The sequence below is a fragment of the Nitratireductor luteus genome (assembly GCF_026162365.1).
Lineage (GTDB): Bacteria > Pseudomonadota > Alphaproteobacteria > Rhizobiales > Rhizobiaceae > Chelativorans > Chelativorans luteus.
Genome location: NZ_JAOANW010000022.1, coordinates 1 through 23,024, shown reverse-complemented (window position 1 = coordinate 23,024; position 23,024 = coordinate 1). Strand labels below are relative to the sequence as shown.

21 protein-coding genes are annotated in these 23,024 nt (G+C 63.2%); 12 read left to right on the top strand and 9 right to left on the bottom strand.

The features are described 5' to 3' along the window. Window positions 1–9: 9 nt before the first annotated feature. Entirely contained in the window at window positions 10–276 is a 267-nt protein-coding gene (locus N1058_RS22660; RefSeq protein ID WP_265519860.1) for a DUF4212 domain-containing protein, read from the bottom strand. A gap of 190 nt (window positions 277–466) precedes the next feature. Here N1058_RS22660 and N1058_RS22655 point away from each other — a divergent pair, with 190 nt between their 5' ends. Beyond that, the gene (locus N1058_RS22655; protein WP_265519859.1) at window positions 467–1,102 is read left to right on the top strand and encodes a hypothetical protein; all 636 of its coding nucleotides are present in this window, start codon (window positions 467–469) and stop codon (window positions 1,100–1,102) included. Between the two features lie 58 nt (window positions 1,103–1,160). Here N1058_RS22655 and gltA read toward each other — a convergent pair whose 3' ends face one another. Beyond that, on the bottom strand, window positions 1,161–2,450 hold the full coding sequence (gene gltA, locus N1058_RS22650) for a citrate synthase (protein ID WP_265519858.1): 1,290 nt from the start codon (window positions 2,448–2,450) through the stop codon (window positions 1,161–1,163). A 161-nt stretch (window positions 2,451–2,611) separates the two neighbouring features. Beyond that, entirely contained in the window at window positions 2,612–4,039 is a 1,428-nt protein-coding gene (gltX, locus tag N1058_RS22645) for a glutamate--tRNA ligase (RefSeq protein WP_265519857.1), read from the bottom strand. A gap of 114 nt (window positions 4,040–4,153) precedes the next feature. On the opposite strand from gltX, the gene N1058_RS22640 reads away from it, so the two are divergent. Continuing rightward, on the top strand, window positions 4,154–6,484 hold the full coding sequence (locus N1058_RS22640) for a ComEC/Rec2 family competence protein (protein WP_265519856.1): 2,331 nt from the start codon (window positions 4,154–4,156) through the stop codon (window positions 6,482–6,484). On the opposite strand, the gene lexA is transcribed toward N1058_RS22640, so the two are convergent. From lexA to N1058_RS22610, 6 genes are all read right to left on the bottom strand, one after another. Further along, on the bottom strand, window positions 6,478–7,194 hold the full coding sequence (gene lexA / locus N1058_RS22635; protein ID WP_265519855.1) for a transcriptional repressor LexA: 717 nt from the start codon (window positions 7,192–7,194) through the stop codon (window positions 6,478–6,480). The two genes, N1058_RS22640 and lexA, sit on opposite strands and share 7 nt — an antisense overlap. A gap of 88 nt (window positions 7,195–7,282) precedes the next feature. Continuing rightward, complete coding sequence (locus N1058_RS22630; protein ID WP_265519854.1) at window positions 7,283–8,485, bottom strand: molybdopterin molybdotransferase MoeA; 1,203 nt, start codon at window positions 8,483–8,485, stop codon at window positions 7,283–7,285. Next, window positions 8,466–8,981: a cyclic pyranopterin monophosphate synthase MoaC gene (gene moaC / locus N1058_RS22625; protein WP_265519853.1), complete on the bottom strand. Its 516-nt coding sequence runs from the start codon at window positions 8,979–8,981 to the stop codon at window positions 8,466–8,468. The genes N1058_RS22630 and moaC overlap by 20 nt, the downstream gene beginning before the upstream one ends. Next, a complete protein-coding gene (gene trpC, locus N1058_RS22620) occupies window positions 8,981–9,796 on the bottom strand; it encodes an indole-3-glycerol phosphate synthase TrpC (RefSeq protein WP_265519852.1) in 816 nt (271 codons plus the stop codon). Before trpC ends, moaC begins: the two co-directional genes overlap by 1 nt. 15 nt (window positions 9,797–9,811) lie before the next feature. After that, window positions 9,812–10,822, bottom strand: a complete 1,011-nt coding sequence (gene trpD, locus N1058_RS22615) for an anthranilate phosphoribosyltransferase (RefSeq protein WP_265519851.1) — start codon at window positions 10,820–10,822, stop codon at window positions 9,812–9,814. Window positions 10,823–10,829: 7 nt separating this feature from the next. Then, window positions 10,830–12,716: a SurA N-terminal domain-containing protein gene (locus tag N1058_RS22610; RefSeq protein ID WP_265519850.1), complete on the bottom strand. Its 1,887-nt coding sequence runs from the start codon at window positions 12,714–12,716 to the stop codon at window positions 10,830–10,832. Window positions 12,717–12,855: 139 nt separating this feature from the next. Here N1058_RS22610 and tpiA point away from each other — a divergent pair, with 139 nt between their 5' ends. The 10 genes from tpiA to N1058_RS22560 form a co-directional block, all read left to right on the top strand. Then, the gene (gene tpiA, locus N1058_RS22605; RefSeq protein ID WP_265519849.1) at window positions 12,856–13,614 is read left to right on the top strand and encodes a triose-phosphate isomerase; all 759 of its coding nucleotides are present in this window, start codon (window positions 12,856–12,858) and stop codon (window positions 13,612–13,614) included. A gap of 149 nt (window positions 13,615–13,763) precedes the next feature. Then, window positions 13,764–14,153, top strand: coding sequence for a preprotein translocase subunit SecG (gene secG / locus N1058_RS22600; protein ID WP_265519848.1), 390 nt, complete (start codon window positions 13,764–13,766; stop codon window positions 14,151–14,153). Window positions 14,154–14,337: 184 nt separating this feature from the next. Further along, window positions 14,338–15,966 carry a CTP synthase gene (locus tag N1058_RS22595; protein ID WP_265519847.1) on the top strand — a complete coding sequence of 543 codons (1,629 nt, stop codon included), beginning with the start codon at window positions 14,338–14,340 and terminating at the stop codon, window positions 15,964–15,966. 40 nt (window positions 15,967–16,006) lie between these two features. Further along, a complete protein-coding gene (locus N1058_RS22590) occupies window positions 16,007–16,885 on the top strand; it encodes a VOC family protein (protein WP_265519846.1) in 879 nt (292 codons plus the stop codon). After that, window positions 16,882–17,715 (top strand): 3-deoxy-8-phosphooctulonate synthase, encoded by an 834-nt coding sequence (gene kdsA / locus N1058_RS22585; protein ID WP_265519845.1) that lies wholly within the window; start codon window positions 16,882–16,884, stop codon window positions 17,713–17,715. Before N1058_RS22590 ends, kdsA begins: the two co-directional genes overlap by 4 nt. 115 nt (window positions 17,716–17,830) lie before the next feature. After that, window positions 17,831–19,105 carry a phosphopyruvate hydratase gene (gene eno, locus N1058_RS22580; RefSeq protein ID WP_265519844.1) on the top strand — a complete coding sequence of 425 codons (1,275 nt, stop codon included), beginning with the start codon at window positions 17,831–17,833 and terminating at the stop codon, window positions 19,103–19,105. Between the two features lie 83 nt (window positions 19,106–19,188). Further along, complete coding sequence (locus N1058_RS22575) at window positions 19,189–19,515, top strand: FtsB family cell division protein (RefSeq protein ID WP_265519843.1); 327 nt, start codon at window positions 19,189–19,191, stop codon at window positions 19,513–19,515. A gap of 224 nt (window positions 19,516–19,739) precedes the next feature. Further along, on the top strand, window positions 19,740–20,807 hold the full coding sequence (pdhA, locus tag N1058_RS22570; protein WP_265519842.1) for a pyruvate dehydrogenase (acetyl-transferring) E1 component subunit alpha: 1,068 nt from the start codon (window positions 19,740–19,742) through the stop codon (window positions 20,805–20,807). A 13-nt stretch (window positions 20,808–20,820) separates the two neighbouring features. Then, window positions 20,821–22,227 (top strand): pyruvate dehydrogenase complex E1 component subunit beta, encoded by a 1,407-nt coding sequence (locus N1058_RS22565; protein WP_265519841.1) that lies wholly within the window; start codon window positions 20,821–20,823, stop codon window positions 22,225–22,227. Between the two features lie 13 nt (window positions 22,228–22,240). Beyond that, window positions 22,241–23,024: biotin/lipoyl-containing protein (locus N1058_RS22560; protein WP_265519840.1), on the top strand; the 784-nt coding region annotated here is incomplete at its 3' end.

The window sequence follows — 23,024 nt, the reverse complement described above, 5'->3', positions numbered from 1 at the left end:
GAGCCCTCCTCAGCTTTCTTCGCCAAAGCCGAACTCGTCGTCGATCGCGTCCTGGCGCCAGTTCTGAAACCAGATGATGACGACGAAGGCGATGAGCGAGCCCTGGGCAATCATGTAAAATCCGAGCGGAAAGCCAAGGAACGTCATGGAATTGAGCGTTCCGACCATTGCCGGGATGATTAGCGAGAAGAACACCCACAAGGCGAGAACGAAAATCGTCAGATTTCGCGTCTTCTGCCAGTAGCGATCCCGCAGCTCCATATTATCGATGGACATGACGTCCTCCTCCCTAGATGTCGTTAGCGACGAAAGTCTCTAACAGCGGCCATTGCGGGCGAGCCGAATCGGACCCACAATGAATGGGTGAGTGTTGGCGATCCGCTGAGCAAAGGGAATTGAGACATTGGTCTTACCCGCCGAACCCCATGCCGCTGCGCGCGGGAGCTTTGCCTCAAGGGCGAAAGCGTTGTTTAAGCAGGCCGCACAGCGCCTGGCCGTGCGTCTGGAACGCGAGCCCATCGATAGCCTCGATGGGCTTGTGCGCTTCACGCAGACGCGCGCGGCTTTCGTCTCGCAGAAGAAGCTTTACGGTTATCTCAAGACGCGGATGGGCACCCGGTATCCGTCGATGTTCGAGGACGATGTCTTCGTGGAATCCATAAATATCGCCAAGCGCCACGTCTTCGCGGCCAGCCTGTCCGATATCACGGTCCATGTGTCTTCACGCGTCGCCGCCTCCGGAACGCTGCAGGCGCATGCACGCGCGCTGGCGATCCATTGCCATGAGGCAGGCCTAGGCGAGAACAGGGAGGAACTGGGTGACGACCTGGTCAAGCAGTACCGGGAGACCTTCGCGGCGCGGCTCGAACACACCCAATGGCAAAATCTCGCCATGGGGGCCGATTGCTTCACCGAAAGTCCGGCCGCACTTTACCGGTGGGCCCCGATAGAGGACAGCCTCAAGCGCTATGACCGGGAGATCGTGGAGAACTCGATCCGGTTCGCATGGTCGGAGGTGATCCGGGATTTTCGCAACCGCAGCGTCCCCGACAGCATCGCCGCTAATTTTCTGGCGCGCACAGGGCGCCGGGTCACCGGATAGAAGATCTCAAGAAAAAGGCCCCGCTGCAAACGGGGCCTTGCATCTTTCACAGCGTCGATCAGCGCTTGGCAATCGGCACGTAGTCGCGCTGCGTGGCGCCGGTATAGAGCTGGCGCGGGCGCCCGATCTTCTGGCTCGGATCCTCGATCATTTCCTTCCACTGGGCAATCCAGCCGACCGTGCGCGCCAGCGCGAACAGGACCGTGAACATCGTGGTCGGGAAGCCCAGCGCCTTCAGCGTGATACCGGAATAGAAATCGATATTCGGGTAGAGCTTTTTCTCGATGAAGTAATCATCTGTCAGCGCGATGCGCTCGAGTTCCATGGCGATGTCGAGTTGCACGTCGTCCTTGATGCCGAGTTCGCCCAACACCTCGTGGCAGGTCTTCTGCATGATCTTGGCGCGGGGATCGTAGTTCTTGTAGACGCGATGCCCAAAGCCCATCAGGCGGAATGGATCATTCTTGTCCTTGGCCCGCTCGATATATTCGGGGATACGATCGACCGTGCCGATCTCGTCCAGCATATTGAGCGCCGCCTCGTTGGCGCCGCCATGCGCAGGGCCCCAAAGGCAGGCGATGCCGGCGGCAATGCAGGCAAACGGGTTCGCGCCCGAGGAACCGGCAAGCCGCACAGTGGAGGTGGAAGCGTTCTGCTCGTGATCGGCATGCAAGATGAAGATGCGCTCCATGGCGCGCGCCAGGACCGGGTTGACCTTATATTCCTCGCACGGCACCGCGAAGCACATATGCAGGAAATTGGCCGCATAGCTCAACTCGTTGCGCGGATAAACGAAGGGCTGGCCGACATGGTATTTGTAGGCCATCGCCGCGATGGTAGGCATCTTGGCGATCATCCGCAGGCTGGCCACCATGCGTTGATGCGGGTCGGAGATGTCGGTGGAATCGTGATAGAAGGCCGACATGGCACCGACCACGCCGCACATCACGGCCATGGGGTGTGCGTCGCGGCGGAAACCGGTGAAGAAGCGGTTCATCTGCTCATGCACCATCGTGTGGTGCGTCACCCGGTAGTCGAAATCGTCCTTCTGGGTCTTGGTCGGCAGTTCACCGTAAAGAAGCAGATAGCAGACTTCCAGAAAATCACCGTGCTCGGCCAGTTGGTCGATCGGGTAACCGCGGTGAAGCAGCGTGCCTTCGTCGCCGTCAATATAGGTTATCTTGGATTCGCAGCTCGCCGTCGATGTAAAGCCGGGATCGTAGGTGAACATCCCTGTGTCGTTGTAGAGCGACGAGATGTTGATGACGTCCGGGCCGACAGTGCCATGCAGTACGTCATATTCCTTGCTTTCTCCTCCGAGCTCCAGCTTTGCATTGGAATTGGTCATCACAAACACCTCTCATGTCTTGAAACTCGGGGCAGAAATCTCCACCGCGCTGGGGAAGGCGGTTCATCTGACGTGGGCATTAGCTATCGCATTTAACAATCCCTGCCAAGCTTGACAAACTGCCAATGCTGCACTGCAACGGGGGAATTTAGCGCAAAGCCTTACGCCGCGCGTGCCTGATCCCTTATGCGGGCTAGCGATTCTTCCTGTCCAAGCACATCCAGTACGTCGAATATGCCCGGGGAAGTCGTGCGCCCGGTCAGCACAGCACGCAATGGCTGTGCGACCTTGCCCAGCTTGAGCCCGGTTTTCTCGGCGAATGCCCGCACCGCGGATTCGCAATCGTCGGCCGACCATGCAGGCATGGCAGCCAGATCGTCGGCGAGTCGCCCCAGCATGGCCCGCGCGTCATCATCCAGCAGGAGGCTAGCCTTTTCCTCGAACGCGAGGGGGCGTTCTGCAAAGAGAAACCCAGCACCATCAACAAGTTCTACCAATGTTTTTGCGCGCTCCTTCAAACCAGGAAGCGCAGCACGGAGCTGTGCTTTCCTTCGCTCGTCCAGCTTTTCGAGGATGACATTTCCATCGGTAAGATGAGGCAGCGTTTCCATCAGGATTTCGAGCAGTTCGTCGTCTGGCGTATGGCGCATATGGTGGCCGTTGACCGCCTCGAGCTTCTGGAAGTCGAAGCGCGCCGCACCCTTGTTGACATCCTCGATCTCGAACCACTCGATCATCTGCGCCGTCGAGATGATCTCGTCGTCGCCATGGCTCCAGCCAAGCCGCACGAGATAGTTGCGCAGGGCCTCCGGCAGATAGCCCATGGCCCGGTAGGCCTCGACGCCCAGCGCTCCATGCCGCTTGGAAAGCTTGGCGCCATCCGGGCCGTGAATCAGGGGGATATGCGCCATGACAGGCACCTCCCAGCCCATGGCCTTGTAGATGAGCGCCTGGCGCGCCGCGTTGGTCAGGTGATCGTCGCCGCGGATGATGTGGGTGATGCCCATGTCGTGATCGTCGACGACCACGGCGTGCATATATGTGGGCGAGCCGTCGGAACGCAGGATGATGAAGTCGTCCAGGTCCTTGTTGGGAAAGCGGACCTCGCCCTGAACCTTGTCGTGGATGACGGTGTCGCCCTCGCGCGGCGCCTTTATGCGGATGACCGGCTTGACGTCCTGCGGCGCTTCCGACGGCGCGCGATCGCGCCATGTGCCGTCATAGCGGGGCGGGCGGCCCTCTGCGCGCGCCTTTTCGCGCATGGCCTCCAACTCGGCCTGCGAGGCATAGCAGTAATAGGCCTCGCCCTTTTCCAGAAGCTCGAGGGCCACCTCGCGATGGCGGTCGGCGCGCTCGAACTGCGAGACCGGCTCCCCATCCCACAGCAGGCCGAGCCATGACAGACCGTCGAGTATGGCCGCCGTGGCGGCCTCCGTCGAGCGCTGCCGGTCGGTGTCCTCTATGCGCAGGAGCATCTTACCGCCGGTATGTCTGGCGTAGAGCCAGTTGAAGAGCGCCGTTCGCGCGCCGCCGATGTGAAGATAGCCGGTGGGCGAGGGGGCGAAGCGGGTGATGACGGGACGGGACATGCTGGTTCCTGAATGTTCGGGTTGCGGCGCGGCGGTGGCCGTCGCGGCTGGAAATCGGCTGCCCGTCATGTAGCATAGGCCGCTTGGGGTGCAAGCCTGCGGGGTGTTCGGGCGGTGGGGGACGACAAGGCGGCAGTGGCGGACAGCGAGCGCGGATTGTTCCTGCCGGGAACAGCGCGTCCGCTCGCGCCGCCGGCGCCCGTGCCGGCAGACATGCCCGAACAGCGGCCACAGGTGCCGGCCTTCATTGCCTTCTGGCGGGGTTTTCCCGCCGCGATCTCGCGGGACGCGGCGCGCGGCGGGACATTCCTGTGCCTGCCCGTTCTTCTGGGTGCGGGCGCGGCGGCGTATTTCGCGCTGCCGTGGGAGCCCGAAGCACTGCCGCTGGTGCTCTCGCTATGCCTGCTTCTCGTCGTCACTTTTCTTTCCCGCGATCGTCGCATCCTGCCGTTCATCAGCGGAGCGATCCTGCTGATCCTGGCCGGCGCCTTGCTGGGCAAGCTCGAAACCTGGCGCGCTTCGACGTCGATGATGGGATCGGACGTGACCACCAGGATCACCGGGCGGCTGGTGAGCCTGGAGCACCAGGCAAGCGGGCGCCTGCGGCTGACGATCGACATCGTGGCGACCGAGCGGCCCCAACTGCGCTATCCGCCGGCCCGCGTGCGGCTGAGCGCCCGTTCGGTGCCGGAGGGCCTTGCCGCCGGCGACGGCATCAGCGGGCTTGCCAGCCTGATGAGCCCTTCCGGTCCGGTCCGCCCCGGCGCCTATGATTTTTCCTTCTCAAGCTATTTCAACGGGATAGGAGCAGTCGGCTTCTTCCTGTCCAACCCCGAGCGGGCGGCGGTGGTGGCGGATGACGGCCTGACCGCGGGACCGGCGCGCTGGCTGCAGGCGGCGCGGGAAGGGCTCGCGGCACGTATCAGGCATGCGGTTCCCGGCGCGGAAGGGCAGGTGGCAGCCGCCATGATCGTCGGCATGCGCGCCGGCATACCAGAGCCTATAAACGAATGGCTGCGGCGCTCCGGTCTTGCCCACATCCTGGCAATATCCGGGCTCCATATGGCCCTGGTGGCCGCCACCGTGATGGCAATGGCGCGGGCGGGCGCGGCCCTTTTCCCGCAATTCTCGCAGCGCGTGCCGGTGAAGAAATACGCCGCCGGCGCGGCGCTCGCATTCTGCACGCTCTATCTGTTCTTCTCGGGCTCGGCCGTGGCCGCCCAGCGCAGCTACATCATGCTCGCGGTGATGCTGGCGGCGCTGCTGTTCGATCGCGCCGCCATAACCATGCGCAATCTGGCCATCGCCGCGCTGATCATCATCATCATTTCGCCGCACGAGGTGGTCGGCCCGAGCTTCCAGATGTCGTTCGCCGCCACAGCGGCGCTCATTGCCGCCTATGCCGGCTGGACCGACTGGCGCATGGGTCGGCGGGAACGCGGTCGCGTGCCGCCAGCAGGCCTGGCGCGCAACCTGTTGCGCACAGTGCTCGTCTTCGCCGCAGGGCTCGCAGCGACGTCCGTGATCGCGGGACTGGCGACGACGCTGTTCGGCGCGTGGCATTTCCAGCGCGCTTCGCCGCTCGCGCTCCCGGCCAATCTCGCCGCCATGCCGCTTGTCTCCCTTGTGGCCATGCCTGCGGCGGTCCTGGCGATATTCGCCATGCCCTTCGGACTGGACGGATTCTTCCTGTCGATCATGGGACGCGCTATAGCGGCGGTCATCGCCATTGCCGAATGGATATCCGACAGATCCCCCATCGATGCCGTCGGCCTGATGCCGCTGCCGGCATTTCTGCTGCTGACGGTGGCCTTCGTCGTGGCCGTCCTGTCGACCACGCGCGCAAGGCTGCTGGCCGCGCCGCTGGCGATCGTCGGCTTCGGGCTTCTTGTCGCGCGCGAACTGCCCGCCGTGCTGATAAGCGAGGATGGCCGGCTGATGGGGGTGAGGACGGCCGATGGCGGACTGGCGGTCAACCGCGCCCGGCCCAACGGTTTCACGATGGACGATTGGACCCGTGCCCTGAATGCCAAGATGGTGGTCAAGCCGCTGGTTGCCGGCAAGACCGCTGCGCCCGAGATGAAATCCCGCCAGTTTTCCTGCGTCAATGGGCTCTGTCTTATAGATAACCCGGCTGGGCATCTTATTGCCCACGCCGAGAATGCCGCAGCGGCAAAGCCAGTCTGTGAAACAGCATCCCTAATCGTCGTCGACGACGCAACGGCTTCAAACCTGTGCCCCGGGAGCAAGGCGCTCGTCTTCACAAAACGCGACCTCGCGCTCAGGGGAAGTGCAGCGGTCTGGCTAGCAGGCCTCGGTGAAGCAGGGGCCGAATTAGCTCAGGCGATCAGTCAGCCCTATCGGCCCTGGCACACGCAGCGGCAATATTCACGCGCCGCCCGCGGCCTTCCGCCCTACCGGCGCAAGACAGGCCAGGATCAGTAGCGCCGGATCAGCCCGATAAGCTTGCCCTGGACCTTGACCCGGTCGGGGCCGAAGATGCGCGTCTCATAGGCGGGGTTGGCCGCCTCCAGGGCGATCGAGGCGCCCTTGCGGCGGAAGCGCTTGAGCGTTGCCTCCTCCTCGTCGACCAGCGCGACGACGATTTCGCCCGGATTGGCTGTCTGCGTCTCGCGGATGATCACCGTATCGCCGTCGAAAATGCCGGCTTCGATCATCGAGTCCCCTTTGACCTCGAGCGCGTAGTGTTCGCCGCCCGTCAACATGTCCGGCGGGACGCCGATGGAATGCGTCTGATGCTGAATGGCCTCGATAGGCACGCCGGCGGCGATCCGGCCCATGACCGGTATGGAGACCACGCTGACATCGTCGTCATTGCTTGCGGCGGGTTTCGGGCGGGAAGAGGCGGGTGGCTTGCCAAGGCTGCCTTGTATCACGCTGGGCGAGAACCCGCGCTGGGCGTTGAGGCCGGGTGCGATGGAATCGGGAAGGCGTAGCACCTCCAGCGCCCGGGCACGGTTCGGCAGGCGGCGGATGAAGCCGCGTTCCTCCAGCGCCGTGATCAGGCGGTGAATGCCCGATTTGGAAGCAAGATCCAGCGCCTCCTTCATCTCGTCGAAGGAAGGCGGAATGCCCGTCTCCTTCAACCGTTCGTGAATGAAGAGCAGCAACTCGTGCTGTTTGCGCGTCAGCATTGTTCCAACCTCAGGAATCAGAAAAACAAAACCAGAACAGACCGTATCTGTTCCAGTTGTGTTCCGCAATACCAAAATTCGGGCAGGATTATCGCAGCATCAGTACGCGGCAGCGGTCTCCGGCCGCGCTCGCCGGGGCACCGGGTTCGCGGATGATAAGGGCGTTAGCGGCCGCCAGGGTCGACAGCATGGAGGAATCCTGCACATCGAAGTGCGAGGCCATCAGCCCGTCCTGCCCGGAAATGACCGAGGCGCGCACGTAGTCCTGGCGATGGTCGTTGGCCTTCATCGGTTGGGCAAGAATGGCCGAGCGCAGTTCGGGCAGGTAGGTGCGGCCGGAAAACCGGGCGATCAGAGGCCTCAGGAACAGATGCGCGCACACGAAGGTCGAGACCGGATTGCCGGGAAATCCCAGAACCCGGGCTCCGCCCAGCCGGCCGAACATCAGTGGCTTTCCAGGACGCATCGCGATCTTCCAGAAGGCGAGCTCCATGCCTTCGCCGACGAGCACCTCGCGCACCAGATCGTGTTCTCCGACCGAGGCGCCGCCGAGCGTGACGATGATATCGGCCGCTTCGCCGAGCGCCGCCTGTATGGCCCCGGCGATGGCGGCGCGATCGTCGCCGACGATGCCAAGATCGACGATTTCGGCGCCGTCCGCACGCGCCAGCGCCGCCACGGACAGATTGTTGGACGCCACGATCTGGTCAGGGCCGGGCTCGGTTCCCGGCGGCACGAGCTCGTCGCCCGTGGCGATGATGGCGATCCGCGGACGGCGCACGACCGGCAGGCGGCCGTAACCTGCGGCTCCGGCCAGCGAGAGGGCGGCGGGATCGAGAACGCGGCCGGCATCGAGCAGAACATCTCCCTGCTCGAAATCGAGCCCGGCCCGCCGGATATGCCGACCGGGCTCCACGCCCTCCCTTGCTTCGATGACATCGCCGTCGGCCTCGGCGTTCTCCTGAATGAGGATCGCGTCGGCCCCCTTGGGCATCGGCGCGCCGGTGAAAATCCGGACTGTCTCACCGGGGCCGAGGCTGCCAGCATGGCGCTTGCCGGCGGCGGAAACACCGATCAGGCGCAGGCGGGCCGGCAGAGCGGCGACGTCGGCCGCGCGCACGGCATATCCGTCCATGGCGGCGGCGTCGAATGGAGGCTGGGTTCGCTGCGCACTCAGCGCCGAAGCCAGAACACGCCCGCCGGCGGCCGCTATGGCCACTTCCTCGCTGCCCAGTGCGCGCACGCCGTCGAGCATGCGGTCGAGCGCTTCGTCAACCGGTAGAAGCGCCATCGGATCCATGCTCCCGCCGCCATTCTCCAGATTTGCCGCCGGTCTTGCTGACCAGCCGCACATCGGTGATTTCCATGGATTTATCGAGTGCCTTGGCCATGTCGTAGATGGTCAGGCAGGCTATGGAGACCGCCGTCAGCGCCTCCATTTCCACGCCCGTCTTTCCGCTCACACGCACGGTGGCGGTAACGCGCAATCCGGGCAGCGCCTCGTCCGGAACGATATCGACCACGACCTGGTTGAGCGCCAGCGGGTGGCACAGGGGGATCAGCTCGTGGGTCTTCTTGGCGGCCATGATGCCGGCGATGCGGGCTGTGGCGATCACATCGCCCTTCTTGGCGTTGCCCGCCAGAATGGCTTCCAGCGTCGCCGGGCCCATCGACACTGCGCCTTCGGCAACGGCTATGCGGACGGTCTCCGCCTTCGCGCCGACATCGACCATGCGGGCTTCGCCGCCGGTTCCCAGATGCGTCAGCCTTTCACTCTCGCCTGCCATTATTCGGCAGCCTGCGTGCCCGTCTCGTGGCCCAGAAGCGCCCGGGTGGCGGCGGCGACGTCGTTGTGGCGCATGAGGCTTTCGCCGACGAGGAAGGTGCCGATACCCGCCTTGAGAAGCCGCAGGCAATCATCGTGGGTGAAGATGCCGCTTTCGCCGATTACCAGGCGGTCTTCCGGGATCATGGGTGCAAGGCGCTCGGAAGTTTCAAGCGCGGTCTCAAAGGTGCGCAGGTTGCGGTTGTTGATGCCGATCAGCGGCGAATCCAGGCGAAGCGCGCGCTCGAGCTCCGGTTCGTCATGAACCTCGATCAGGACATCCATGCCAAGCGTCAGGGTGGTATCCTCGAGTGCCTTCGCCTCGTCGTCGGTAACGCTCGCCATGATGACGAGAATTGCGTCGGCGCCCCATGAGCGGGCCTCGTAGACCTGGTAAGGCTCGAACATGAAATCCTTGCGCAGCACCGGCAGGCCGCAGGCCGCGCGTGCCGCGGTCAGAAATTCCGGTGCGCCTTGAAAGGAAGGCGCATCCGTAAGGATCGAAAGACAAGCCGCGCCGCCCGCCTCATAGGCCTTGGCCAGGGCGGGCGGATCGAAGTCGGCCCGGATGAGCCCTTTGGAGGGGCTGGCCTTTTTGACCTCGGCGATCAGCGCCAGGTCGTCGGTCGCGCGCCGGGCCCGGAGAGCCTGGATGAAGCCGCGGGGAGGGGCGGCGTCCTGCGCGCGCGCCTTGATTTCGTCTTCCGGCACTGCGGCCTTGGCCGATGCGATCTCCTCGCGCTTATATGCCTCGATCTTGCGCAGAATATCGACCATGACCCTACCTTACGCCTATCGATTGGAGATTTCGACCAGCTTTTCGAGCTTTGCCAGCGCCGAGCCGCTATCGATCGACCGGGCAGCCAGTTGGACGCCCTCCACGATGCTGCCCGCCTTGCCTGCCACCACCAGCGCCCCGCCGGCATTGAAGACGGCGATGTCACGATAGGGGTTCTTGGCGCCTTCCAGAACGGCGCGCAGCGCGCGCGCATTGTGTTGCGCGTCTCCACCCTTGATGTTGTCTATTGAAACGCGCGGCAGCCCGGCTTCCTCTGGTGTCAGCTCGAAACAGCGTACCAGGCCGTCCTCGAGCGCGGCGATCTGGGTCGTGCCCGTGGTCGTCATTTCGTCGAGACCGTCGCCGTGCACGACCCAGGCTTTTTCGGCGCCCTGCTGCTTGAGCACATGGGCCAGCGGCTCGACCCACTCTTCGGCGAACACGCCGACAAGCTGGCGCTTGACGCTGGCCGGATTGGAAAGCGGGCCGAGCAGATTGAAGATCGTGCGCGTGCCCAGTTCCACGCGCATCGGCCCCACATGGCGCATGGCGGCATGATGCGATGGCGCAAACATGAAGCCGAGCCCGGCTTCGCCTATGCAGGTGGAAATCGCTTCAGGCCCGATCTCGATGTTGACCCCGAGTGCAGCAAGGCTGTCGGCTGCGCCCGAGCGTGAAGAAAGCGCCCGATTGCCGTGCTTGGCCACGGGAACGCCCGCGCCGGCCACGATGAAGGCGGCGCAGGTCGAGACGTTGTAGGTGCCCGAGGCGTCGCCGCCGGTGCCGACGATGTCGACGGCGCCCTCCGGCGCGTCGACAGGCAGCATCTTCGCCCGCATCGTCTCCACGGCGCCGCTTATCTCGTCGACGGTTTCGCCGCGCACTCTCAGCGCCATCAGGAAGCCGCCGATCTGGCTGGGCGTGGCTTCGCCCGACATGATGATGTCGAACGCATCACGCGCTTCCTCGAAGCTCAGAGATCTGCCCGCGGCAGCGGTCGCGATATGTACTTTCAGATCAGCCATACGACTATCAGAAGCTCAGCGCCAGATCGATGGCGCTCTGGTTCACCGTCACGCCATGCTCGGCCTGAAGCCGAGTGACGAGCTGGTTGACCAGATCGTTGGACAGGTTCTGCTGCACCGACTGCGCCAGATCGTCCGGCAGCGCATCCGCCGACGCGGTGGCGGGCGCGAAGACTTCCGTCACCTTGAACAGGAATTGACCGTCGCCGGCCGGGTTGTCGAAGGTGCCTGTCTCACCCTGAGCGACCGAGAAAACGGCGGCAACGCCTTCCCGTCCTATGGTCGCATCGTCGGCCTGGCGCTTCAGCCCGCGGCGGACATCCTTCTGCAGGCCAAGTTCGGAAGCGATTTCATCGAGCGACTTCCCGGCCTGCACTGCCTCCTGGAGTTCGCGGGCGCGTGCCGAAAGCTTTTCGCGGGCTTGCTCGTTTTTCCAGTCGGCCACAGCCTTCTCGCGCACCTCATTGAGCGTGCGGTCGCGGGCCGGAACGATATCCGCGACCTCATAGAACAGGAAACCGCTGGCCCCCAGGTTGAGCGGCGGATTCTCGACCCCTTCCTCGGTGCCGAAAGCCGCTGAAACGAGGTCGCGGGAGGCCGGCAGGTCGCGGATGATCTCGCCGTCCGGGTTCTGGCCCGAGCGGTCGATGGCCTCGACGGTTTTCATTTCCAGCTTGAGGCTGGCGGCAGCTTCCTGCATCGACTGGCCGCCCGCGCGCGCGTCTTCATAGGCGTCATATGTGTCGAGCAGGACCCGGCTTGCCTCGTCCAGTGCCAGTTCCTGGCGGATATCTTCGGACACTTCTTCCAGCGGCGTTGCCTTTTCGGGCAGCACTTCCACGACGCGGACGAGGGCGGGGCCGAACGGGCTGTCGATCACGTCGCTGGTCTTTCCCTCGTCGATCGAATAGACGGCCTCCGCGAGGGCTTCATCGGCGATCGCCTTGCGTGTCATGGCTTCGAACCGGATATCGGATGCCGGCGCGCCGCTCATGGACAGGAGATCGTCGAAGCTCGATCCTGTCCGCATGGCCTCGCGCGCGGTCTCTGCTTCCTCGCGGGTGGCGTAGGTGATCTTGTCGAAGGTCCGCCGCTCCTCGGTCGTGTACCGAGCCTTGTTGTCCTCGTAATAGGAGCGGACCTGATCGTCGGAAATCACCGAAGGGTCGGCGATGTCCTGGGGCTCGAGCTTTACATAATTGACCTGGCGGTATTCGGGCGCGGCATACCGCTGCTTGTTCTTCTCGAACCAACTTTGGAGCACGCCGCTTGTCGGATCCTCGATGGGCTCGACCAGGCTGCGTGGCAGCACCACATATTCGATGGTGCGGTCTTCGCCGCGGTAAAGGGCGATGCTTTCGAGCAGGGTTTTCGGCGCGGTGATGCCGCTTGAAACGGCATCGACGATCTGCTGCCTGACCGCCGCTTTCTCGCGCTGCCTCAAATATTCCTCCGCCCGGACGCCCGCCTGGCTGAGCACGAATTCGAACTGGCGGCGGTCGAACCGTCCGCTGGCGTTCTGGAAGGCGGGGTTCGAGGCCACGAGCTCGGCGACTTTCTGCTGGGAAACGCCGAGATTCATCTCGTTGGCCGTTTCCTCCAGCGCCGCACCTGCCGCCAGCTCGGCCAGAACCTGGTTGTCGAGGCCGAAAGCGACAGCCTGCTCGCGTGTTACCCTGGTTCCCAATTGCTGGGATAGCTGGGCAATCTGGCGGTCGTAAGCAAGGCGGAATTCTTGGGCGGATACCGACGTATTGCCGGCGGTCACGACTGTCTGGCCGACATCGGAGAATATCTGCCCGGAAATGCCCCAGACCGCAAAGCTCATGACCAAAAGAACGAGAAGGAGCTTGGCGATCCAGGTTGTGGCTGCGTTTCGGAGGCTTTCAAGCATGCTGGTTCCGATGTCTTTTCCGGTTGAACTCGAATGTCGACCAATGGGCATAACGCCCCGGCGCGCCACTGTCGATTGCTTTGTGGCCGTATTTTGGTAGTGAACACGGCGAACTGTCCTCCAGATCGAATGGAACGCCATGACACCCGACATTCGCCCCCTGATCGCCGGCAATTGGAAAATGCATGGAACGCGTTCTTCCCTGGAAGAACTGCGAGCGATAGCCGAAGGGTTTACCGGATTCGCTCTGGATGCCGACGGGTTGATCTGCCCGCCGGCGACATTGCTTCACGAGGCGTCGGCGATGGTGCGGGATCTGGCTTTCTCGGTCGGCGGCCAGGACTGCCATACGGAGGATAAGGGCGCTCACACCGGTGACGTCTCTGCGGAGATGCTCGCCGATTGCGGGGCCACACATGTCATTGTCGGGCACTCGGAGCGGCGCACCGACCATGGCGAATCGGATGAAGTCGTCGCGAAAAAGGCAAGGGCGGCCTGGCGCGCGGGGCTGGCAGCGATCATATGCGTTGGCGAAACGAAAGCTCAGCGCGAGGCCGGCGAAACACTCGAGGTGCTTTCCCGGCAGATCGCCGGCTCGGTTCCCGACGAGGCTGACGCTGAAAACACCGTGATCGCTTACGAGCCGGTCTGGGCCATTGGAACCGGCCTGACCCCTACTACCGACAATGTGGCGGAAGCGCATGCCCATCTGCGGGCGGGGTTGCGGCAAAGGCTCGGCGGGAAGGCGGAGTGGATGCGAATCCTTTACGGCGGCTCGGTGAAGCCGTCCAACGCGGCCGAGCTTCTGGCGGTGTTGAATGTCGACGGCGCGCTCGTCGGCGGGGCCAGCCTCAAGGCCGACGATTTCCTGGGGATTGCCAGGGCCACGGCCCGCTAGTGGAGGCCGTATCGACCTGATTTCTTGTAAAGGCGGCGATCGCGCTTATCTCTGGCGTGCAGGGACTTGGAAAAACCTGCAAAGCCATGTAATGAGCCGCATCCGCGGTTCGCCGCTGGGTTTTGTCGCGCAAAGCGCCGGAAGGATTCATGCAGACTGTCATCATCGTCATTCACTTGCTCGTCGTGCTCGCGCTCGTCGGTGCGGTCCTCATGCAGCGCTCCGAGGGAGGCGGTCTTGGCATCGGCGGAGGGTCCGGCTTCATGTCCGCGCGCGGCGCGGCCAACGCCCTGACCCGCACCACCGCGATTCTGGCAGCAGCCTTCTTCGCCACGTCGCTCGCCCTGTCCCTTCTGGCGCGCTACGAGGGACGCCCCACCGACATACTGGAGAATCTACCCCAGTCGCAGTCCGGTACCCAGCAGGAAGGTTCGGGCGGTATTCTGGACCAGCTTGGCGGCAGCGTGCAGCCCTCGGCGCCGGCCGATGAAGGCCAACAAGCGCCTAACTCGGAACCGCAGGTTCCCACTGGCCAGTAAGGCCTGGGAGGATATTGCTTCGATCATCGGGCGCGGACAGTCTCGCGCCTCGATGGAGGGCAAATGGGTGGATTGACGGCCCACCTTCGCGCGCCGGCCGTTCTCGCCCGGCAAGACAAAAATCTGCGGGCTACGGCATTTTGCACTGGCGGAATCGGCCGTGCCCCGCTATGCGGTGAATCCCATGGCGCGATATGTATTCATCACGGGCGGCGTGGTTTCCTCCCTCGGCAAAGGCATTGCGGCGGCGGCCTTGGGCGCGCTGCTTCAGGCGCGTGGCTACCGCGTGCGAATCAGGAAGCTGGATCCCTATCTGAACGTCGATCCAGGCACCATGTCGCCCTATCAGCATGGCGAAGTGTTCGTGACGGACGACGGCGCCGAGACCGATCTGGATCTTGGCCACTATGAGCGCTTCACCGGCCGTTCGGCCAACAAGCACGACAATATCACGACCGGCCGCATCTACCAGAACATCATCGAGAAGGAGCGGCGCGGCGATTATCTGGGCGCGACGGTGCAGGTGATCCCGCACGTTACCGACGAGATCAAGCAGTTCGTGCTCGAGGGCAACGAGGACTACGATTTCGTGCTGTGCGAGATCGGCGGCACGGTCGGCGACATCGAGGCGATGCCTTTCCTCGAGGCGATCCGCCAACTCGGCAACGAGTTGCCGCGCGGCAATGCCGTCTATGTCCACCTGACGCTGATGCCCTGGATACCGGCTGCCGGCGAACTGAAAACCAAGCCGACACAGCATTCCGTCAAGGAACTGCGTTCGATCGGCATCGCCCCCGATATCCTGCTGGTGCGCGCCGATCGGGAAATCCCGGCCGAGGAGCGCCGCAAGCTTTCGCTCTTCTGCAATGTCCGCGAGTCCGCTGTCATCCAGGCACTGGACGTCGCGCATATCTACGACGTGCCGACAGCCTACCATCGCGAAGGGCTCGATTCGGAAGTGCTGGCCGCGTTCGGCATCGATCCGGCACCCAAGCCGCGCATGGAGCGCTGGCACGAAGTATCGGACCGGATCCACAACCCCGAGGGCGAGGTCACCATTGCCGTCGTCGGCAAATATACGGGCCTCAAGGACGCCTACAAATCGCTCAACGAGGCGCTGTCCCATGGCGGCATGGCCAACCGGGTGCGGGTGAAGCTGGAGTGGATCGAGGCCGAGATCTTCGAGAAGGAAGATCCCGCGCCCTGGCTTGAAAAGGTCCACGGCATCCTGGTGCCTGGCGGATTCGGCGAGCGCGGCGCAGAAGGCAAGATACTCGCGGCCAGGTTCGCGCGGGAACGCAAGGTGCCTTACTTCGGCATCTGCTTCGGCATGCAGATGGCCTGCATCGAGGCAGCCCGTTCGCTGGCCGGCATCGAGAAGGCCTCTTCGACCGAATTCGGCCCAACCAGCGAACCGGTCGTGGGGCTGATGACCGAATGGCTCAAGGGCAATATGCTCGAAAAGCGCACGGCGGCCGGCGATCTCGGCGGCACGATGCGGCTGGGCGCCTATGAGGCGAAGCTGGCGGGAGGGTCCAAAATCGCCGACATCTATGGTTCGCAGGCAATCTCCGAACGCCATCGCCACCGCTATGAAGTCAATATCGGTTACCGGGAAAAGCTGGAGGGATGCGGCCTCGTCTTCGCCGGCCTCTCGCCTGACGGCGTTCTGCCGGAGACAATCGAATATGCCGACCATCCCTGGTTCATCGGCGTCCAGTATCATCCCGAACTGAAGAGCCGGCCCTTCGAGCCACACCCGCTCTTCGCCTCTTTCATCGGCGCTGCCGTGGAGCAGTCGAGACTGGTGTGAGTGCGGTAGGGCACATGCCCGCTGCAACTGGAGCATGATCATGCCGCCATTGCCGATCGACCACTGCGTATTGCCCGTCGCCCGGTTGGACGAGGCGCGCCGGCGCATGACCGCCCTTGGTTTCTCGATGGCAGCGGACGCGGCCCATCCATTCGGCACAGGCAATGCCTGCGTTTTCTTCTCCGACGGCACATATCTCGAGCCGCTAGCGCGGATCGATGATGAATTGGCATCGGAAGCCATGACCGGCGGCAATATCTTCGTAGAGCGCGACAACGCCTTTCGTGCCCAATACGGGCAGGAAGGTTTCTCGGCAATCGTGCTGGGCACCGACGATGCCTCACGCGATCACCAGAGGTTCGTCGAGCAGGGCATAAGCGCCGGCGCAATGCTGGAGTTTTCGAGGCCGTTCGCTGATGCCGGCGGCAAAGCGGCGCAGGCTTCATTCCGTCTCGCCTTCGCAGCGCCCCCCGGATGGCTGGGCAGCTTCTGCTTCACGTGCCAGCGCGTGAACCCGATTCCCTTCGATCGCCCCGATCTGACGCGCCACCCGAACGGGGTAGCCGCAATCGAAAAAGTGCTCGTTGCCGCCGACGATGCCGTTTCCGCTGGTCGCTTCTTTGCCGGCTTCGCCGGCTCCCAGCTTTCGGAAAGGACCGATGGCCTGCTCGACGTTTCACTGGCGAATGGCTCGATATATATCGGCGCGCCGGCAGTCATACGCGAAATCTATGGGATTAGGGTCGAACCTTCTCCAGGTCCAAAGCCGGTCGGCATCGTTTTTCGTTGCAGCGATCTGGCACTTCCAAAGGCTGTGCTCGAGCGTGAAGACCTTCCGTTCGAGGAAACGCATAGCCGCATCTGCATAGCGCCCGGGCCGGGGCAGGGCGCATATCTCCTGTTCGAGGAACGATCATGACATCGCCCAATCCACGCGTCGCAATCGGCAGCGCGCTGTTTTCCAACGACGCGCCTCTAGCGCTGATCGCCGGTCCGTGCCAGCTCGAATCGCGCAACCATGCCTTCGACATCGCCGGCAGGCTCAAGGAGCTGACGGAAAGGCTCGGCATCGGCTTCGTCTACAAGACGAGCTTCGACAAGGCCAACCGCACCTCGCTTTCGGGCAGGCGCGGTGCCGGCCTCGACGCGGCCCTGCCGATCTTCGCGGACCTGCGTGGCGAGCTGGGCGTGCCGGTGCTGACCGACGTCCACACGGAGGAACAGTGCACGGTCGTAGCCGAAGCGGTCGATGTGCTGCAGATACCGGCCTTCCTTTGCCGCCAGACCGATCTTCTGATCGCCGCCGCGAACACGGGCAAGGTGGTGAATGTCAAGAAGGGGCAGTTCCTGGCGCCCTGGGACATGAAGAACGTGGTGGCCAAGGTGACCGAATCGGGAAACGCCAACGTGCTCGTCACCGAGCGCGGCACCTCCTTCGGCTACAACACACTTGTCTCCGACATGCGGGCCCTACCGCAAATGGCCGAATTCGGTGCGCCGATCATCTTCGATGCAACGCATTCGGTCCAGCAGCCGGGCGGCATGGGTGGCTCCAGCGGCGGCGAACGCCGTTTCGTGGAAACGCTGGCACGCGCGGCGGTCGCTGTGGGCGTGGCCGGCGTTTTCATCGAGACCCACCAAGATCCTGACAACGCCCCCTCCGATGGCCCCAACATGGTGTCCCTGAAGGACCTGCCGACACTGCTGGAGCGGCTTATGGCGTTCGATCGGATCGCGAAGGGCGGATAGGCTGGCGGCTGTCATTGCCGCGGCGAACACCCGGCATCATTGTCTTTTTCCGAACATTCGCTAATACGGGCGTCGACAGTCCTTTCGAGCAACCCCGAGATCAAAGAGAGCACCCATGACTGCCATTATCGACATCGTCGGACGTGAAATTCTCGACAGCCGTGGCAACCCCACCGTCGAAGTGGATGTGGTGCTGGAAGACGGTTCGATGGGGCGGGCGGCGGTTCCTTCGGGCGCATCGACCGGCGCGCACGAAGCGGTCGAGCTTCGCGATGGCGGGCCGCGCTATCTCGGCAAGGGCGTTCAGCAGGCGGTAGAAGCCGTGAACGGCGAAATCTTTGAGGCGATCGGCGGCATGGACGCGGAAGCGCAGATCCATATCGACAACACGATGATCGAGCTCGACGGCACGCCAAACAAGAGCCGCCTTGGCGCCAACGCCATTCTCGGCGTGTCCCTGGCCGTGGCGAAGGCTGCCGCCGAGGCCTCCGGCCTTCCGCTCTACCGTTATGTGGGGGGAGCCGGCGCGCATCTCCTGCCCGTGCCGATGATGAATATCATCAATGGCGGCGCCCATGCCGACAATCCCATCGATTTCCAGGAGTTCATGGTGCTGCCGGTCGGCGCCGATTCGCTGGCGGAGGCGGTGCGCTGGGGCTCCGAAATCTTCCACACGCTGAAGGCCGGGCTGAAGAAGGCCGGACACAATACCAATGTCGGCGACGAAGGCGGCTTCGCGCCGGGGCTCAAGAGCGCTCAGGAGGCGCTGGACTTCATCATGGCGTCGGTCGAAAAGGCCGGTTACAAGCCCGGCGACGACGTGGCGATCGCGCTCGATTGCGCGGCGACCGAATTCTTTAAGGACGGCAAGTACGTCTATGAGGGCGAGGGGACGACGCGGGATGGCAAGGCGCAGGCCGAATATCTGGCAAAGCTCGCCGCCGATTACCCGATCATCTCCGTCGAGGACGGCATGTCGGAGGACGATTTCGAAGGCTGGAGAATCCTTACCGAGCTTGCCGGAGACAAGGTGCAGCTCGTGGGTGACGATCTCTTCGTCACCAATTCCGCCCGCCTGCGGGACGGAATCAAGATGGGCATCGCCAATTCCATCCTCGTCAAGGTGAACCAGATCGGAACGTTGACCGAGACCCTCGATGCGGTCGAGACGGCGCACAAGGCAGGCTATTCGGCGGTGATGTCGCACCGCTCCGGCGAGACGGAGGATTCCACCATCGCCGATCTGGCCGTGGCCACCAATTGCGGGCAGATCAAGACCGGCTCGCTGGCGCGCTCCGACCGGCTGGCGAAATACAACCAGCTCATCCGCATCGAGCAGGAGCTGGGTCGCCAGGCACGCTATGCCGGCAGCGAAATTCTGCGCGGATAGAGCATCTTTTTGCTGCCGGGCTCCGGCGTAATAACTCTCCATTAAACAAGATATGGCCACATGCGGCGGAAGGAATTTGCCGCATGTGGACCCGCCATCACAAACGCAGAAATACCGGAAGGCTGATCGTCCCGGCGATCGCGAGCCTGTTTCTGTCCTATTTCGCCTACCATATTTTTCACGGCGACTACGGCATCTATGCGCGCGAGAAACTGGTCGAGCGCGTAACCTATCTGGACGCCGAGCTTAACGGCTTGCGCGCGGCGCGGGAGAAGCTGGAGGGCCGGCTTGCGCTGATCAATGATGGCAGCCTGGAAAAAGATATGCTCGACGAGCAGGCGCGTCGTGCGCTAAGCTTAGCTCAAGATAACGAGATCGTCATCTACCGCGCAGCGGCGCCCAGCGATTAACCTGAATCCGGTTAATCGTCTATTTTCCAATGAATGTAGCTATTTAGCCGACATGGCAGGCATGCTTTTTTGGCGTAGCGCTAAGTATGCGCGCATGTTAGCTTCTTCGGCGAAGGAAGTGGATCGTCAATTTTGCGGTCGCCGTGGCGCCAGTGATGGTGCAGGCGGCCTTTGATTGCCGGTTCCTTCCTATGTCCGATAAGAGACGATCCAGGGAGCGAAACATGGCGACAGCCGCCAGGAAAACCACAGCCAAAAGTGTGTCCAAAACCAAGGCCCCACCGCGCAATGCGGTAGCGGCAGCGAACGCGGTGAAGACGCCAAAGCCCGAGGACTTCAAGAAGGAACAGGAGTTCAAGGCCTATGAGGACATGCTCCTCATCCGCCGCTTCGAGGAAAAGGCCGGCCAGCTTTACGGCATGGGCCTGATCGGAGGCTTCTGCCACCTTTACATCGGGCAGGAGGCCGTCGTCGTCGGTATGCAGATGGCTCTGAAGGATGGCGATCAGGTCATCACCGGCTATCGCGACCACGGCCACATGCTCGCCACCGGCATGGAAGCGCGCGGCGTGATGGCCGAACTGACCGGCCGGCGCAGCGGCTATTCCAAGGGCAAGGGTGGCTCCATGCACATGTTCTCCAAGGAGAAGAAGTTCTATGGTGGCCATGGCATTGTCGGCGCCCAGGTCTCGCTTGGAACGGGCCTGGCCTTCGCGAACCGCTATCGCGACAATGACAGCGTTTCCCTGACCTATTTCGGCGACGGCGCGGCCAATCAGGGGCAGGTCTATGAGAGTTTCAATATGGCCTCGCTGTGGAAGCTTCCCGTGATTTACATCATCGAGAACAACCGCTACGCCATGGGAACATCCGTTTCGCGCTCTTCCGCCGAGACGGATTTTTCACACCGCGGCCTTTCCTTCAAGATACCCGGCATTCAGGTGGATGGCATGGATGTGCGTGCTGTGAAGGCTGCCGGCGACCTGGCGGTCGAGTGGTGTCGCTCCGGCAAGGGCCCGATCATCCTCGAAATGCAGACCTATCGCTATCGCGGCCATTCCATGTCTGACCCCGCCAAATACCGCTCCAAGGACGAAGTGCAGAAAATGCGCTCCGAGCATGACCCCATAGAGCAGGTGAAGAACCGTCTCATCGAGAAGAAATGGTCGAGCGAGGACGAACTGAAGGCGGTCGACAAGAAGGTTCGCGAGATCGTGGCCGACGCCGCCGATTTTGCCCAGAACGACCCCGAGCCGGATGTTTCCGAGCTCTACACTGACATCTTGCTCTAAGGGGGGACGCAACATGCCAACGGAAATCCTGATGCCCGCGCTCTCGCCGACCATGGAAGAGGGCAATCTGGCCAAATGGCTCAAGAAGGAAGGCGACAACGTCGCTCCTGGAGATATCATAGCCGAGATCGAGACTGACAAGGCGACCATGGAAGTGGAAGCCGTCGATGAAGGCACCATAGGCCGTATCCTGATCGAGGAGGGCGCCGAAGGGGTCAAGGTCAACACGCCCATCGCACTGCTTCTGGGGGACGGCGAAAGCGCCAGCGACCTCGACAATGCCGCCTCGGACAGCCCGAACAAGGACAGGACGGCGGAAGCGCCCGCCCCGGAAGATGCGCCGAAGGCTGAAGCGAAGGCGGATGGCGGCGAAAAAGTTCCGGCCGCCCCCAAGGTCGAGGTGGCTTCCGATCCGGACATACCGGAAGGCATCGAGATGGTACCGACCACCGTTCGAGAGGCGCTGCGCGATGCCATGGCCGAGGAGATGCGCCGCGATGGCGATGTCTTCGTCATGGGCGAGGAAGTTGCTGAGTATCAGGGTGCCTACAAGATCACGCAGGGATTGTTGCAGGAGTTCGGCGACAAGCGCGTGGTCGATACGCCGATCACCGAGCACGGCTTTGCCGGCGTCGGCATCGGCGCTGCCTTTGCCGGCTTGAAGCCGATCGTCGAGTTCATGACCTTCAACTTCGCCATGCAGGCGATGGACCAGATCATCAATTCGGCTGCCAAGACGCTTTATATGGCCGGCGGCCAGATGGGCGCGCCAATCGTCTTCCGCGGCCCCAATGGCGCGGCGGCCCGCGTCGCCGCCCAGCATAGTCAGGACTATGCCGCCTGGTACGGCCACATTCCCGGCCTCAAGGTGGTTATGCCCTATACCGCAGCCGACGCGAAGGGCCTGCTCAAGGCCGCGATCCGCGATCCCAACCCGGTCGTCTTCCTCGAAAACGAAATCCTCTACGGCCAGAGCTTCGATGTGCCGAAGCTCGAAGATTTCGTGCTGCCCATCGGCAAGGCGCGCATCCACAAGCAAGGCAAGGACGCGACGATCGTCTCCTTCGGCATCGGTATGACCTATGCCATCAAGGCGGCGGAGGAACTGGCAGGCGAGGGGATCGATGTCGAGATCATCGACCTGCGCACCATCCGCCCGATGGACCTAGACACCGTCATCGAATCCGTGAAGAAAACCAACAGGCTGGTGACCGTCGAGGAGGGCTTCCCGCAATCGTCGGTGGGTGACCATATCGCTGCCCAAGTGATGCAGCGGGCGTTCGATTATCTCGACGCCCCCGTCGTCACCATCGCCGGCAAGGACGTGCCGATGCCCTACGCCGCCAATCTGGAAAAGCTCGCGCTGCCCAGTGTCGTGGACGTTGTCGAGGCGGTGAAAGCCGTTTCCTACCGGAATTGAGGGAGGAGACCCCATGCCGATAGAGATCACCATGCCGGCCCTCTCGCCAACGATGGAGGAGGGCAATCTCGCCAAGTGGCTGGTCAAGGAGGGCGACAATGTCGCCCCCGGCGACGTCATAGCGGAGATCGAGACCGACAAGGCGACCATGGAAGTGGAAGCGGTCGACGAGGGCACCGTCGCCAAGATCGTCGTGCCCGAGGGCACCGACGGAGTGAAGGTGAATGCCCTCATCGCGGTTCTGGCCGGGGAAGGCGAGGACGTCGCCGAAGCCGCCAAGGCGGCTGACGGCGGCTCGAAGCCGGAAGCGGCAAAACCGGAATCGAGGAAGCAAGAAGCGGAGGCCGGAAAGGCCGAAAAGCCTCAGGCTGAGCCAGCGGCCGAAGCGCCGAAAAAGGCTGAAGCCAGCGAGACAAAGCCCGCCGCGCGCAAGGCAGAGGATGGCGAGCGCATCTTCGCCACCCCGCTTGCCCGGCGCCTTGCGAGGGAGGCGGGGCTCGATCTGTCGGCGATTGCCGGCTCGGGGCCGAAGGGCCGTGTGGTGAAGGCCGATGTGGCAAAGGCCGCCGAGACAGGCGCCGCGCCGGCGGCGAAGGCCGCCGAGGCGCCGGCCGCCAAGCCGATGTCGGACGACGCCGTGCTCAAGCTGTTCGAGGAAGGCTCCTACGAACTGGTGCCCCATGACGGCATGCGCAAGACCATCGCCCGGCGCCTGGTCGAGGCCAAGACCACCATCCCGCATTTCTACCTGACCCTCGACTGCGAGATCGACGCGCTGCTGAAGCTGCGCAAGGAGC

Coding starts and splice junctions, on each gene's coding strand:
- N1058_RS22575 (WP_265519843.1), top strand. CDS start 19,189: ATGTGGACCCGCCATCACAAACGCAGAAATACCGGAAGGCTGATCGTC.
- N1058_RS22630 (WP_265519854.1), bottom strand. CDS start 8,485: ATGGCGCTTCTACCGGTTGACGAAGCGCTCGACCGCATGCTCGACGGC.
- trpD (WP_265519851.1), bottom strand. CDS start 10,822: ATGGCTGATCTGAAAGTACATATCGCGACCGCTGCCGCGGGCAGATCT.
- kdsA (WP_265519845.1), top strand. CDS start 16,882: ATGACATCGCCCAATCCACGCGTCGCAATCGGCAGCGCGCTGTTTTCC.
- trpC (WP_265519852.1), bottom strand. CDS start 9,796: ATGGTCGATATTCTGCGCAAGATCGAGGCATATAAGCGCGAGGAGATC.
- secG (WP_265519848.1), top strand. CDS start 13,764: ATGCAGACTGTCATCATCGTCATTCACTTGCTCGTCGTGCTCGCGCTC.
- gltA (WP_265519858.1), bottom strand. CDS start 2,450: ATGACCAATTCCAATGCAAAGCTGGAGCTCGGAGGAGAAAGCAAGGAA.
- N1058_RS22590 (WP_265519846.1), top strand. CDS start 16,007: ATGCCGCCATTGCCGATCGACCACTGCGTATTGCCCGTCGCCCGGTTG.
- pdhA (WP_265519842.1), top strand. CDS start 19,740: ATGGCGACAGCCGCCAGGAAAACCACAGCCAAAAGTGTGTCCAAAACC.
- N1058_RS22595 (WP_265519847.1), top strand. CDS start 14,338: ATGGCGCGATATGTATTCATCACGGGCGGCGTGGTTTCCTCCCTCGGC.
- lexA (WP_265519855.1), bottom strand. CDS start 7,194: ATGCTGACGCGCAAACAGCACGAGTTGCTGCTCTTCATTCACGAACGG.
- gltX (WP_265519857.1), bottom strand. CDS start 4,039: ATGTCCCGTCCCGTCATCACCCGCTTCGCCCCCTCGCCCACCGGCTAT.
- eno (WP_265519844.1), top strand. CDS start 17,831: ATGACTGCCATTATCGACATCGTCGGACGTGAAATTCTCGACAGCCGT.
- N1058_RS22565 (WP_265519841.1), top strand. CDS start 20,821: ATGCCAACGGAAATCCTGATGCCCGCGCTCTCGCCGACCATGGAAGAG.
- moaC (WP_265519853.1), bottom strand. CDS start 8,981: ATGGCAGGCGAGAGTGAAAGGCTGACGCATCTGGGAACCGGCGGCGAA.
- tpiA (WP_265519849.1), top strand. CDS start 12,856: ATGACACCCGACATTCGCCCCCTGATCGCCGGCAATTGGAAAATGCAT.
- N1058_RS22610 (WP_265519850.1), bottom strand. CDS start 12,716: ATGCTTGAAAGCCTCCGAAACGCAGCCACAACCTGGATCGCCAAGCTC.
- N1058_RS22660 (WP_265519860.1), bottom strand. CDS start 276: ATGTCCATCGATAATATGGAGCTGCGGGATCGCTACTGGCAGAAGACG.